The sequence below is a fragment of the Streptomyces sp. bgisy159 genome, assembly GCF_057707805.1.
Map to the genome: position 1 here is coordinate 234,288 of NZ_JBYIQX010000002.1, position 12,168 is coordinate 246,455.

The following is a 12,168-nucleotide window of genomic DNA, read 5'->3' on the forward strand; positions in this document are numbered from 1 at the left end:
CATTCCCCAACGCGCCCCGGCCGCCGACGGTTCCCCCGCTGAACCGCCGGACCGCCGTCAACCCGCCGTTCTCCGGCGATCCGCCGGTTCTCCGTGATCCGCCCCTTCTCGGCGTTCCGCCCGTTCTCTCCGTGATCCTCGGCTTCTCCGCGCTGAGGCGCGTCTCCCCGCCGCGACCGGTGGCCCGGGCCATGTGCCGCACGTTCGGCAGCGAAGACGTCCTCCAGGCGGAACAGCTGGGCCCGGCCCGCCTTGCCGGCCGGTGTCAGACGGCCGAGCTGGACCCATTTGCGGATGGTCGCGGGCGCGACGCCGGCCTCCCGGGCGGCGAGCGGGCCGGGGATCAGGGTGGGCGTCCGGGGGGTCACCGGCCTGCCTCCCCGGTGGCCGACGCGCGTTCCCACTCGCCCTCGGCCCAGGTGTGACGGTAGGCCGGGTCGTCGTGGCAGCCGCACAGCGGGTCCGTGCAGCGGCACGCGGGGTTGACGCACAGCACCGCGCCGCGGTCGGGGAAGGCGCGCAGCGACACCGAGTCGCACCAGGGGCAGCGCCCGGACACCCGTACGACCGTCTCGGTGTCACCGAGCGCGCGGGCGCAGCGGCGGGCCATCCGGCGGGTCTCGTCGCGGACGTGGGCGGCCAGCACCGGGTCGGCGGCGATGCCGTCGAGCAGGGCGGCGATCCGGCGCAGCCGCTCGGCGACGGGCGCGCGGCGCACCCGGGGCAGCCCGAGCCGGTCGCGGACGGCCTCCTCCAGTTCGGTCACCCCGTCAGTGATGTCGCGGATGGTGTCGGAGATGTGCAGCCGCAGCGGGGCGGCGCTGTGGCCGGGGACGGCCAGGCCGTGGCGCTGCTGCATCAGCAGCGCCTCCGCGCGTTCCTCGCGGAGCCGGCCGGCGAGGTCCGCGGGGGGCGGTGCGGCCGGGCGGTGGACGGCGGAGGCGCGGCCCGGGGCGAGTTCGGCGGACAGCTCCGGGAACTGCTGCAGGAGGGTGGAGATCCAGAGGGCGGCGTGGGCGGTGGCGCTCTGCTCAGGCACCGGCGCCTCCCTGGCGGGGCAGGTACCGCAGGGCGGTCGGCAGCAGTGCGTCCGGAACCGGGACGGGACGGCCGGAGCGCCACAGGCGGCCGCCGCAGACACCGTCGAACCCGTTCTCGGCCGGGGCCACGACCTGCTCGCAGGCGTGCCGCACGGTGCAGCGGGCGCAGGCGCGCAGGGCGGGCGCGGCGGCCTTGGGCTTCTTGGCGAAGACGATCCCCGGTGGCAGTCCGGCGCAGGCCGCGGCGGACTGCCAGGGATCAGGAGGTGGGCAGGAACCGGCTGCGGACATGGGGGCCTCCCTGATGTCGCGTGGACGCGTGAACGGGGCGCGCGAAGTGAACGCGCCCCTCAGCCTTACAGATTGCGTGCGCGCTCGCAATGAGTTTCGATCACTTGCCGCCGGGCAGGCGCCCGACCAGTGGGACTCGGTCACGGATTCTCCGCGAATCCCACGAATTTTCCCCAGTCGTTGCACGAGAGCGCGTAATACCGCGCGCGCAAGCAAGCTAAACTTGCCCTCTCCTAGGGAAGCGAGCACAGAGATGACCAGCCAGGATCTGGACGCGTTCGCGGCATGGGTCGAAGACCTGATGCGCGACCGCGGGTACGACATCGACAGTCCACGCGGCGGCGGCAAGTCGCGCATCGCCGACGAGGCGGGGGTGCACCGCGCCGCGGTGACCCGGCTGCTGCAGCGCCAGAGCATGCCCGACCTGGAGACCACGCGTCGGCTCGCGCGCGTGCTCGGCGTCCCGGTGCGCGACATGCTGATCCGCTCCGGCCGCCTCACCGCCGAGGAACTGGCCGATCCGCACGCGCACCTGGCCGGCCCGGGCCCCGGGGCCGAGTCCGTCCGCCGTCCCACGCTGGAGGAGGTCGCGGACCTGCTGGGGGTGCCGGCCGACCGGCGGGAGATGTTCGTCCGGGTGGTGGAGCAGTTCCTGCCCAACGAGGCCCGGCCGGAGGGGGAGGCCGGGGCGGCGGTGCAGGCCGACGACCGCGTCCTCGCCGAGGCGGCGGCCGACACCCCCGGCGTCGGCTGACCTCGCCGCCTCGCCCCTGACGGGCACCCGTGGGCCGACGGGTGCGCCCGCCCGCGGGCGGCACGAGGGCGCGACCGCGCCGCCCGGCCGGTCGGTCACGCGTCACCACCCCGGGCGTGCGGGACGGTCCCGGATCCCGGAAGCCGCCTCGGCGCACCCAGCACCCTCCTCCGCGCCAGCGGCCTCCCCTCCCCCTTCACCCCCTGCGGCAACGGAAATCTCCATCGCCTCCCGGATTGAGTTGCGTGCGCGCACGCTCGCATGTCACAGTTGGTGCAGCGGCGGAGCTGTGCCCGCGAGACGGGCCAGGCCACCTCGCCGTAAGCCGGGCCGTGGCGCCGCGGCCCCTGCTCGCCTTCCCCGCGCGGCGCCCGCCCGGCGTCCCTCACCCCGCCCAGTCGACCCGAGGTGACCCGGCATGACCACACCCACCCCACCGAGCGCCTTCCCCGACGTCGAGGCCCTGGTCGTCGACATCCTGGAGGCCGACTCGGCCCTGTCCACGGCGCTCGTCACCGTCCAGCCGCCGACGGACTTCAACGGCACCAGCGCCGCCGTCCTCGTCAACCGGCGCGGCGGCGCCTGGATCGGCGATCTCCACGTCGACCAGCCGCTGATCGAGCTGGAGGTGTACGGCCCGACCAAGCAGCAGGCGCACGTCCTGGCCAACTCGGCCCGCCGCGCCCTGATGGCCGCCGCCGGCAACCGCTACGGCAGGAACCTCATCACCGAGGTGGAGGAGCAGGACGGCCCGCGCTGGCTGCCCGACTACCTGTACGCCGCCGCCCACCGCTACGTGTGCGTGCTCAAGGTGTTCCTGGACGTGTACTGACACCGGTGCGCCCGTAGCCGCACCCCACAGGCCGAAGGCCCCGCCGTCCCCGGCGGGGCCTTCGCCGTACCCGGGCCTTCCCGGGAACGGCAGCACCACCCCTTTCCTCACCCTCTCTTCAAGGAGACCCAGCAATGGCAGGAACCAACTCCTCCGAGATCCGCATCGCCGGAGTCGGCCGGCTCTACTACGCCGCCGCCGGCACCGAGCTGCCGACCGCCTTCACCGGCACCCCGGCCACCGACTGGACCGGCTGGACGGACCTCGGCTTCACCTCCGGCGACGGCGTCACCTTCAGCAAGAAGGACAAGCTGGAGCCGATCGACGTGTGGCAGGCGGTCAGCCCGGTGCACTTCGTGTACTCGGACCGCGACCTGACGCTGAAGTTCTCGCTGATGCAGTTCAACGAGGACACGCTGCCCCTGTTCATGGGCGGCGGTGACGTCACCGCGCTGGACACCACCAACAACCCGGGCGTCTACAAGTACGACGTGGCCGACCGGCCGTACGCCGACGCGCACGCCCTCGGCCTGGAGTTCACCGACGTCCGCGCGGACGCCGCCGCCGACGAGGCCGTGACCTACCGCTTCGGCATCCCGCGCGGCCAGGTCACCGCCGTGGACGACATCAAGCTGGGCCGCAAGGCCGCCGCGCAGCTCGGCATCACCTTCACGGCGATGGCCACCCCGGGCAAGTCGGCGCTGGCCAGCTTCCTGATGAAGGACGTCTCGTACGCCGCGTCCTGACCCACCGGGCGGGGCGGCCGGCACCCGCCGCCCGCCCCGCCCGCCCTTCACCGCTCTCCCCGCACGCCTGAAAAGGAGTACGCGTCACCATGGCCTCTTTCGATGTCAACGCCGCCCGCGCCCAGCGCCTTGAAGCCCTCGGCCGGGCCTGGTCGTTCGAGCTCGACGGCGAGACCTTCACCCTGCCCACCGAGCTGACCCGGGCCACCGCGCGGGCACTGCGGGGGCTCGACGACAACGACGTCGACGGGCTCCTCGGCCTCCTCATGGGCGAGCAGCAGTTCGCCCGCTTCGAGCGGCACGAGGTCACCATGCAGGACATCGCCGCCGTCCTGGAGGCCTACGGCAAGGAGACCGGGCTCGGCCTGGGGGAAGACTGAGCCTCGTCGGGTTCGTCGACGAACACGCCGAGGCACTCGAAGCGGACCTGCTCCGCTACTACGGCATCGACCTGCTCGACTGGCACCGCGAGCGGCTGTCCGAGCGGCGGCTCACGGTGCTCGTCAAGCACCTGCCGCGGGACAGCGCGCTCAACCGGGAACTGCACGGGGAGGCCGCCGACTGGTCGGTGACCGACCATCTGCTGGCCGCCGCCGTGGACCATCTGGCGGCCGCCAACTGGATGTTCGCCTGCGTCAACTCGGCGGAGGACGGCGACCAGCCGGAACCGCCGGTCCCGGTGCCGCGGCCGACCGGGCCGGCGGAGGAGGCGTACGACCCGGCGGAGCACCCGTCCGGGGACACCGGGCCGGAGTCCGGCCCGGCCGGCCCGGACTCCGGCGGCCGGGACCCGTCGGCGCCGTCACCGGCCCAGCTGGCGAGGTTCTTCGCCTGAGTTCCGGTTCTTCGCCTGGGTCGCGGGTGCGGCAGCCCCGGGCGGGCGGTTCGCTCAGTGGCCGCCGCCCGGCTGTTCGTCGTCCCGGCGGCGGACGGCCGCCCGGCCCTCCAGCTCCTCCGCGAGGGCCCGGGCCCTGTCCGAGAGTCGGGGGCGTTCCTCGCCCCTGGGCACGGGAGGCGGCGGGTCGACCGGGTCCTGCGCGGGCGGCTGTCCGACCGGCCCGTGCGGGGATCGCTGCTCGACCGGCCCGTGCGGGGACCGCTGTTCGAGGGGCTCGCGGCGTCCCCGGTCGCGGGCGGCTCCGGTGTCACCGGGCAGCGCGAGCGGGGGCACGCTCGGCCGGCCGTTGCGGCGTACGACCGTGCGCCGCTCGGAGGGCGCCGTCCGCTTCTCCCGCGGCTCGCGCCCGGGAAGCCGCACGTCGGCCGCCGGACCGGAGACCGGCTCCTCGCCGGCCCGTCCGTCCCTCTCGTACTCGGCGTCATCCTCGTCACCGTCCGCCGGGGGCGGCACCGGCACCACCGACCCGTCCGCCACCGACCGCTCCCGTTCCCCCCGCCGCTCCACGCGCGTCACCTCGGAAGGGGGCCGCAGCAGTTCCACGTACGGCAGCGGGATCACCTCACCGCCCCGCTCCCCCTCGGCCCGGCGGGCCCGGCGCGGCCGGCGTCCCGTCCGGGCGTCCTCCTGGCCCTGCACGTAGGCCGCCGTGATCCGCTCCTCGTAGGCCCGCCGTATCGCCGGCAGTTGCTCGGCGACCACGTCGGCCCAGCCCGCGCTGTACGCGGCCAGCTCACGCCGGTCGAGTTCCGCCCGGGGGAGGACGACCAGGTCCTCCGGCGCGTGTCCCAGACGGAGGACGAGCTCGGAGACACGGGCGATGAGATGTGGCAGATCGGAGGCTTGTTCGAGCCAGTCGATCACATGCTGATGCCGCGCGTTGCTCGCGTCCCCGTCCACCCCGTTGGCCTTGCTCTCGTCCCTGCCCCATCGCGCCCCCCGCGCGAGGACGGCTGCCCGGCCGCCGTCCACCGTCGTCTGACGCGCTCTCAGTTCCCCGCTGCGAGCGCTGTGTTCACTGTCTCTTCACCGACGGGAGGACGGCCGGATCCTACTCCACGGACCTGACGCGACCTCCACCGCACCCCGCATCACCGCAGGTCCGGACGGCGCCACCGGGTGGTTCCTCGGCAAACACGGAACGGCACCACGGGATTACTCGTACACTAGTTCGAACAGACGCTTCGAACACCCCCAGAGGCGCCACCTGTACCACCAGCCCAGCGGACAGACCGGAAAGCAGGCAGCAGACATGGCGACTGGCACCAGCGACTCCCGACAGCAGCCGATCGACACCTACACCCGCCTCGCCCACCTCCTGCACACCCCCACCGGCGACCGCGAGGCCCTGCTCGACCGCGTCTACGAGGAGCTGCTGGCCCGGGAGTCGCGCGCGTACGCCGCCGGCTGGTCGGACGCGCTGACGGCGGCCCGCCGCAACACCCCTCCCAAGCGGCCCTGACGGAAGCAGGCCCGCCCCCCAGAGCGGACAGATGTGGGGCGTCCGCGCGCCGGGGGTCCGACTGCCTGCGGACACCCGAATCCGCCTCAGGTGGCGAGAGCCTCCCAGAGAAGCCTCGCGATGAGCGCCGCCGCCCCGAAGGCCACGGCCGCCAGGAAGGGCAACGCGAGGCAGCCCCAGGACACGTTGTCAGCGGCCGCCTTCCGCGGTGTGATCCGCGCGACCGCCGGCCGGTCCGGCAGATAGACGACCCCCACAGACTCCCCGACCTGTGGAATCAGTGCCTCCGTCAGCACTTTGCTCTGAAAAGTGTGCTCGTCGCCCGAATCGTCGAGGAACAGAACCATCAGCCGAACTCCACGCCGGGCCGGTATCAGACCGACGCATTCTCCGTCCGTCCGTTCGCCCACCCTTCCCAACAGCCGTTCATCCGAGAGCAGTCGGATGACAAACCGCATCGCCCGCAGGGAGAAATAGAGCCCCAGCGCCGGTAGCGAAGAAACGATGAGGGCGGCAACTAGGGAAACGAGCACGGAATCACGGACCCCTTCGTAGGACATCGGAATCCAAAGGAGGTCTTATGACCGTCCCACCCAACCCGGCATTCCGCGAACTGAGCAACTTCGTGAACGGCATGATAGACCAGATCAATCACTACATCGAGGTGGCCTACAGCTCCGTGGGCAGCGCCTTCGAAGCACCGGCCAACTGGCTGAAGCACATGGATCCGGACGGCAGCTCGATCAATGCGTCGAGTCAGAGCCTGTACTGGAGCGAGCAGTTGGCCAAGTTCGACGTCAGCGCCGTGACGGCGTCGTTCGACGGCTTCAAAGTGGATGAGTCCGGCGTGTACCTCATGGGCGCGAAGATCTACGAATTCCCCTGGGTCAGCGCGCTGGAGAACGGACGCGGAACCGCGTCCGCCGCAGCTCGGACGGTCACGGCCCTCGAAGGACGGGTGGACGATCTGGCCCAGTCGAGGACCCGCGTCGACGGTCGACTCGCGGACCTCCGCACCGATGTCGACCGGGCGCGGACCATCGCGCGATCCGCGCACGACGGCGCCGTCGATCTCGTCGCGGATCTCGAACAGGACATGAGGCGACGGTTCGGCAGGGTCGACGGCGACATCAAGGTCGTGGAGGGGTCGGCCAAGCGGGCCCACAGGCGCCTCGACGCCGTCGACCGCGTCAGGCGACGGCAGGGCGAGGCCATCCGTGCCGCCGCCGGCGCCCCCAGTGTGACAAGCCAGGACCCCAAGCGCCTCAAGGACGCGGCCGCACAGGTTCGCGCTCTCGAATCCCGGGTCACCGACCTGCTCCGCGCCCTGGGCTAAGGCTGTCCACGCAACCGGACCCGCTCCCCTGAAAAGAGGTTTCCGTGTCGCTCGTTTCAAGTCTGCGAAAATCCTCCACAGCGTTGCAATCATTCAGAACGAAGGCCTCCGGCGCCGCCGAAGCGGCGAAGGCCGTAGGTAGCCAGGCCAAGGCCGGGGAATCAGGAATTCGGAAGCTGAAGTCCTCCGCGCAGGCTTCCACCACCCAGCTCAAGCAGCTCAAGACCGCCGCCGACCGCACCGAGAAATCCCTCGCCAGAGCCGGCCGGACCGGATCCTCCGCCGGTAGGAACCTCGGCAAGTACGAGGCGGGCGCCAAGAAGGCGGCCAAGGGGCAGGACAAGATGAACAAGTCGATGAAGGGCAACTTCTTCGGCATGCTCATGGACCTGCTGATGCCGCTCATCGAGAAGGTCGTCGAGATGGCGACCAGGTCGAAGACCATGCAGAAGGTGCTCAAGACGGCCTTCGGGGTCATCAAGTCGGTGATCAGCAAGGTCATGAAGGCCATCGGGCCGATCATGAAGAAGGCCGCCAAGCTGATCAAATCGGTGTGGAGCGGCATCAAGAAGGCGATCACCGCCGTGGTCAAGGCGGTAGCCAAGGTCATCAAGACCTACGTCGGCGTCTGGAAGAAGGTCATCGGCACCGCGCTCAAGGCGATCAAGTCGGTCGTCTCCGGCGTGTGGCGGGGCATCAAGGCCGTCATCTCACCGGTCGTCCGCTGGATCAGGTCGGCCGTCCCGAACGCCTTCCGCGCCGTGAAGAACAAGCTGTCCAGCATCTGGGGCGGCCTGAAGGGCATCGCGGGCCGCGCCTTCAACGGCATCAAGAGCGCCGTCAAGGGCCCGATCAACGCCGTCATCGGCATCATCAACCGCGCGATCGGCGCCCTGAACCGCATCAAGGTGTCGATCCCCGGCTGGGTGCCCGGCGTCGGCGGCAAGACCTTCGGCGTCCACCTGCCGAGGATCCCCGCCCTGGCCGCCGGCGGCGTCGTGATGCCCCGCTCCGGCGGTGTCCCCGCGATCCTCGCCGAGGCCGGCGAGGCCGAGGCCGTCCTGCCGCTCAGCAAGCTCGACCGGCTGCTGCGCCGCGCCGCCGCGCACGGCATGCCGTACGCCGGTGCCTCCGCCGCCGACGGCGCCGCCCTGCACATCGAGCACTACTACGCGGCCGAGACCAGCAGCCCCCAGCGCACCGCCGACGCGCTGATGTTCCTGGCCAAGGCACGCGGATGAGCGCCGCGGCCATGAGCGTGCCGGTCAACCCCCTCGCCGGGGTGGCACCGGCCCTGCGCGCCTTCCGTACGGGCGTCGACCGCGGCGGCGGTGCCCTGCGCGGCCTCACCGGACGGATCCGCTCCGCCGCCGGCGCCGCCGACCGCATCCGCTCTGCCGCCGACGGGGCCGCCGACGCCGTACGCCGTACCAAGGCGGACGCCGACGCCGCCGCCCGCACCCTCACCAGGACCGGCCGGAGCGCCGGCACCACCGCGGCCGGCGTCAGGACGCTCAGCGGCCGGGCCAAGAACGTCACCCGGGCCCTCGGCAGGCTCGGGTCGGCCGGCGGTCTGCTCGCCCTGATCGGCTCCCTCGCCGGCGCCGCCGGCGGCCTCGGCAGCCTGCTCGGCGCGTTCGGCACCGCCACCACCATCGGCTCCGCCGTGATGACGGCGCTCAACCTCGTCACCCGCGCCAACCCCATCGGCTTCGTCACCGGCCTGCTCCTGCCGGTCGCCGGCTGGCTGCTGGACCTGGCGATGAACTCACGGACCGGGCAGCGTCTGATGCAGCAGACGGCGACGGTGGTCATGAAGTACGTCCGGCTGTACCTGGCGATCCTGGCGCCGCTGCTGAAAGCGATCGGGAAGGCGGTGACCACGTACGTCACCGTCTACCTGACCGTCATCACCACCGCGCTCAGGGTCGTCGGCAAGCTCGTCGGCACCGGCTTCGCCGTCCTGAAGGCCCTCACCACCGGCGACACCCGTGCCCTGCGCGGCAAGGTGTCGGCGATCTGGCGCGGGTTCAGGAACGCGGTCAAGCCGGTCCTGACATGGATCACCAGGGACATTCCCCGGATGTTCGGCCGGGTGAAGCAGGCGACCGCCGGCACGCTCGGCGCGATCGGCAGGTTCGTCACCACGGGCGCCCAGACCGTCGCGGGCGTCGTCAAAGGGCCGGTCCAGGGCCTGATCGCGTTCGCCAACTGGGTCATCGACGGGCTCAACAGCCTCAGCTTCAGCATCCTCGGCAAGAAGTTCGGCATCGACATCGACAAGATCCCCATGCTCGCCGAGGGCGGTGTCGCGGTGCCCGGCGCCGCCCCTCGGACCGGCCGCGTCCTGCCGCTGCACGCGCTGCGCCCGCACCGGGCCCTCGCCCGCCGGGACCGGCCGGCCACCGCCCGCCGCGGCCACCGCGTCCGGGAGTTCCACGAGAGCCCCGCCGCCGGCCCGCACGGCATCGCCGAGGACCTGCTCTTCCTGGCGGCCGCGCACGCCCACGCGTAAGCGCACCCCGCGCAGGAGCCCCGCGCGCAAGAGCCCCATGCGCAAGAACCGCATGCGCAAGAGCCCCGCGCGCAGGAGCCCCGCGCCCAAGAGCCATGACACCCCTGACAGTGAGGTGACGGCCCCATGGCCGAGACGACCACAACCGCATACGCCCCCACGGACGACGTACCCCCCGGCTCACTCATCACCCAGGACGGGCAGATGCAGTGGGCCGGACTGCTGCTCGGCCCGGGCACCCCCTACGAGATCGACCGCGGCGGCCTGACCGGCTGGGAGGACCTGCCGGAGTACGACTCCAGCGACGCCGACCACCCCACCGCGCACGGCGCCTGGCCCGGCGCCCGCTACGCCCGCCCCCGCAGGATCGGCGGCTCGGTGTGGACCGTACCGGCGCCGGACGACGCCGCCTCGCTGGAGGCGATCCGCGCCCTGCGCCAGGCGCTGCTGCTCGGCGACACCGAGCGCTGGCTGGCGGTGCGGCTGCACGGCGAGACGCTGGCCGTGCGCGCCCGGGTCAGCCAGCGGGTGCTGGCCGCCGACCGGACGTACACCACCCAGGGCGTCTCCCGGGCGAGCGTGCAGTGGTACGCCACCGACCCGCGCCGTTACTCCGTCACCGAGCGGACCGCCGTCACCGGCGCCCCGCAGCCGGAGAGCGGCCTGACCTGGCCGCTGACCTGGCCGCTGTACTGGGGCCAGGCGGCCTCCACCGGCGACGTCACCGTGGACAACGGCGGCTCCGCGCCCACCCACCCGGTGCTCACCTTCACCGGTCCGTGCGGCAACCCGACCGTCACCGACCGCAACTCGGGCCGCCGGCTGCGCTACTCCATCGTCCTGGCGGCCGGCGACGAACTGGTCGTGGACACCGCGGCGGGCACGGTCACCCTCAACGGCACCGCCTCCCGCCGGCACACGGCGGCCGCCGACAGCAGCCCCGAGGAACTGTTCGCGTTCGCCCCGGGCCGCGCCCAACTCGCGTTCCGCCCCGACACCTTCGGCCCCGGCGCCCGCATGTCGGTGCGCTGGCGCGCGGCGGAGTGGTGACCCCGTGACCGCCGCGAAGGCCGGACGAGGAGAGACGACCCCATGACCGTACGATCAGCCTGGCTCACCGAGTTCGGGCAGACCCGCGAGGACACCCGCGTCACCCTCTCCGGGCTGCTCACCCCGGACGCCTCCACCCCGCAGGACACCCCGCTCAGGGCCCGCGGCGGCATCGTCCCCGGCGGCTTCGCGCTCACCGGCACCGCGGGCGCCATGACCTGCGTCATCGGCGCGGGCCGCGCCTTCGTCCCGGGCGGCCGGACGGCCCAGGGCACCTATCCGGTCGCGGTGACCGAACCGGAGACCCTGACGATCGCCGACGGCGACGCCCAGTACGACCGGATCGACCTCGTCGAACTCGCCGTCCAGGACGGCGTGTACGACGGCACCGCCGAGACCCGGGCACTGGTCCGCCTGGTCCCGGGCACGCCGGCCGCCACCCCCGTGGTCCCGAACACACCCGACGGCAGTGCCCTGCCGCTGTACCGCATCCTGGTGCCCGCCCGGGTGTCGGCCGGCACCGGCGGGCTGGACTGGGGCAGCGCCGTCACCGGCCTGCGCCGCCCGACCGTGGCCGTCGGCGGGATCGTCCCCGCCTCCGGCTTCACCGGCGCGTACGCCGGCCAGTACCGGGACACCCCGGGCGGGCTGGAGCGCTGGGACGGCTCCGCCTGGGTCGGCTACCCGAAGGCGGTCGGCGGCATCGCCCCGGCCGGCGCGCTGACCGACGGCTCCTACGTCGGCCAGCACCGGGAGGACGACGCCGGCCGGCTGCAGCGCTGGGACGGCTCCACGTGGCAGTTCGTCCAGGGGCGTACGTCGGTCCTCTACAGCGCCTCGCAGACCAGCAAGCAGTCGGTGCCGAGCAACGTGTGGACGCTGATCGCCCTGCAGACCGCCGACGTGGACGACGCCGCGGGGCACGACGGCTTCGGCGTCTACACCGTGCCGCGGGCCGGCTGGTGGCGGGTGACCGCCAACATCACCTGGACCGGCGACAACCCGTCGGCCGGCTCCCGCGGCGCGCGGGTCTACGTCAACGGCAGCGGGGTCCCGAGGGGCACCTGGCTCGTCGGCGCCGGCCCGGCCGCGACCAGCGTCGGCGGCGGCTGCCTGGTGCGGCTGGCGGCCGGCGACCGGCTCGCCCTGTACGGGCTGCAGAACTCGGGCTCCACCGTCACCACGCTGGGCGGCTCCGGCTACTACACGAACCTCGCCGCCGAGTGGATCAAGTCCTGACGAAC

The 12,168-nt window shown here is 72.8% G+C and carries 15 protein-coding genes and 1 pseudogene; 11 read left to right on the top strand and 5 right to left on the bottom strand.

Features of this window, described 5'->3' with window-relative positions:
• Positions 1-194 precede the first annotated feature (194 nt).
• The 3 genes and pseudogenes from AC3ET3_RS03140 to AC3ET3_RS03150 form a co-directional block, all read right to left on the bottom strand.
• A pseudogene (locus AC3ET3_RS03140) lies at positions 195-368 on the bottom strand (MerR family transcriptional regulator); the annotation flags it as partial.
• A complete protein-coding gene (locus tag AC3ET3_RS03145; protein ID WP_435611580.1) occupies positions 365-1,039 on the bottom strand; it encodes a hypothetical protein in 675 nt (224 codons plus the stop codon). The gene AC3ET3_RS03145 and the pseudogene AC3ET3_RS03140, both read right to left, overlap by 4 nt.
• Positions 1,032-1,331 (bottom strand): WhiB family transcriptional regulator, encoded by a 300-nt coding sequence (locus AC3ET3_RS03150; RefSeq protein WP_432155446.1) that lies wholly within the window; start codon positions 1,329-1,331, stop codon positions 1,032-1,034. The genes AC3ET3_RS03145 and AC3ET3_RS03150 overlap by 8 nt, the downstream gene beginning before the upstream one ends.
• 253 nt (positions 1,332-1,584) lie before the next feature.
• Here AC3ET3_RS03150 and AC3ET3_RS03155 point away from each other — a divergent pair, with 253 nt between their 5' ends.
• The 5 genes from AC3ET3_RS03155 to AC3ET3_RS03175 all read left to right on the top strand — a co-directional run bounded on the left by AC3ET3_RS03155 (position 1,585) and on the right by AC3ET3_RS03175 (position 4,498).
• Positions 1,585-2,085, top strand: a complete 501-nt coding sequence (locus AC3ET3_RS03155; RefSeq protein ID WP_435611581.1) for a helix-turn-helix domain-containing protein — start codon at positions 1,585-1,587, stop codon at positions 2,083-2,085.
• A 418-nt stretch (positions 2,086-2,503) separates the two neighbouring features.
• A complete protein-coding gene (locus tag AC3ET3_RS03160; RefSeq protein WP_435611582.1) occupies positions 2,504-2,917 on the top strand; it encodes a phage tail termination protein in 414 nt (137 codons plus the stop codon).
• A gap of 134 nt (positions 2,918-3,051) precedes the next feature.
• Positions 3,052-3,663, top strand: coding sequence for a phage tail tube protein (locus AC3ET3_RS03165; RefSeq protein ID WP_432155449.1), 612 nt, complete (start codon positions 3,052-3,054; stop codon positions 3,661-3,663).
• Between the two features lie 89 nt (positions 3,664-3,752).
• Complete coding sequence (locus tag AC3ET3_RS03170; RefSeq protein ID WP_432155450.1) at positions 3,753-4,043, top strand: hypothetical protein; 291 nt, start codon at positions 3,753-3,755, stop codon at positions 4,041-4,043.
• Between the two features lie 65 nt (positions 4,044-4,108).
• Positions 4,109-4,498 (top strand): hypothetical protein, encoded by a 390-nt coding sequence (locus AC3ET3_RS03175; protein ID WP_432134404.1) that lies wholly within the window; start codon positions 4,109-4,111, stop codon positions 4,496-4,498.
• Positions 4,499-4,552: 54 nt separating this feature from the next.
• On the opposite strand, the gene AC3ET3_RS03180 is transcribed toward AC3ET3_RS03175, so the two are convergent.
• Entirely contained in the window at positions 4,553-5,461 is a 909-nt protein-coding gene (locus AC3ET3_RS03180) for a hypothetical protein (RefSeq protein ID WP_432155451.1), read from the bottom strand.
• A gap of 352 nt (positions 5,462-5,813) precedes the next feature.
• Between AC3ET3_RS03180 and AC3ET3_RS03185 the strand changes: the two genes are divergently transcribed.
• Positions 5,814-6,023 (top strand): hypothetical protein, encoded by a 210-nt coding sequence (locus tag AC3ET3_RS03185; protein WP_432134196.1) that lies wholly within the window; start codon positions 5,814-5,816, stop codon positions 6,021-6,023.
• An 86-nt stretch (positions 6,024-6,109) separates the two neighbouring features.
• On the opposite strand, the gene AC3ET3_RS03190 is transcribed toward AC3ET3_RS03185, so the two are convergent.
• Positions 6,110-6,583: a hypothetical protein gene (locus AC3ET3_RS03190; RefSeq protein WP_432134197.1), complete on the bottom strand. Its 474-nt coding sequence runs from the start codon at positions 6,581-6,583 to the stop codon at positions 6,110-6,112.
• A gap of 20 nt (positions 6,584-6,603) precedes the next feature.
• Here AC3ET3_RS03190 and AC3ET3_RS03195 point away from each other — a divergent pair, with 20 nt between their 5' ends.
• From AC3ET3_RS03195 to AC3ET3_RS03215, 5 genes are all read left to right on the top strand, one after another.
• Complete coding sequence (locus tag AC3ET3_RS03195; RefSeq protein WP_432155453.1) at positions 6,604-7,359, top strand: hypothetical protein; 756 nt, start codon at positions 6,604-6,606, stop codon at positions 7,357-7,359.
• A 44-nt stretch (positions 7,360-7,403) separates the two neighbouring features.
• Positions 7,404-8,600 (top strand): phage tail protein, encoded by a 1,197-nt coding sequence (locus AC3ET3_RS03200; protein ID WP_435611584.1) that lies wholly within the window; start codon positions 7,404-7,406, stop codon positions 8,598-8,600.
• Positions 8,601-8,611: 11 nt separating this feature from the next.
• On the top strand, positions 8,612-9,874 hold the full coding sequence (locus AC3ET3_RS03205; protein ID WP_432155455.1) for a phage tail family protein: 1,263 nt from the start codon (positions 8,612-8,614) through the stop codon (positions 9,872-9,874).
• Between the two features lie 126 nt (positions 9,875-10,000).
• Positions 10,001-10,924: a phage distal tail protein gene (locus tag AC3ET3_RS03210; RefSeq protein ID WP_432134201.1), complete on the top strand. Its 924-nt coding sequence runs from the start codon at positions 10,001-10,003 to the stop codon at positions 10,922-10,924.
• A gap of 42 nt (positions 10,925-10,966) precedes the next feature.
• Positions 10,967-12,163: a hypothetical protein gene (locus AC3ET3_RS03215; protein WP_432134202.1), complete on the top strand. Its 1,197-nt coding sequence runs from the start codon at positions 10,967-10,969 to the stop codon at positions 12,161-12,163.
• The last annotated feature ends 5 nt before the right edge of the window (positions 12,164-12,168 follow it).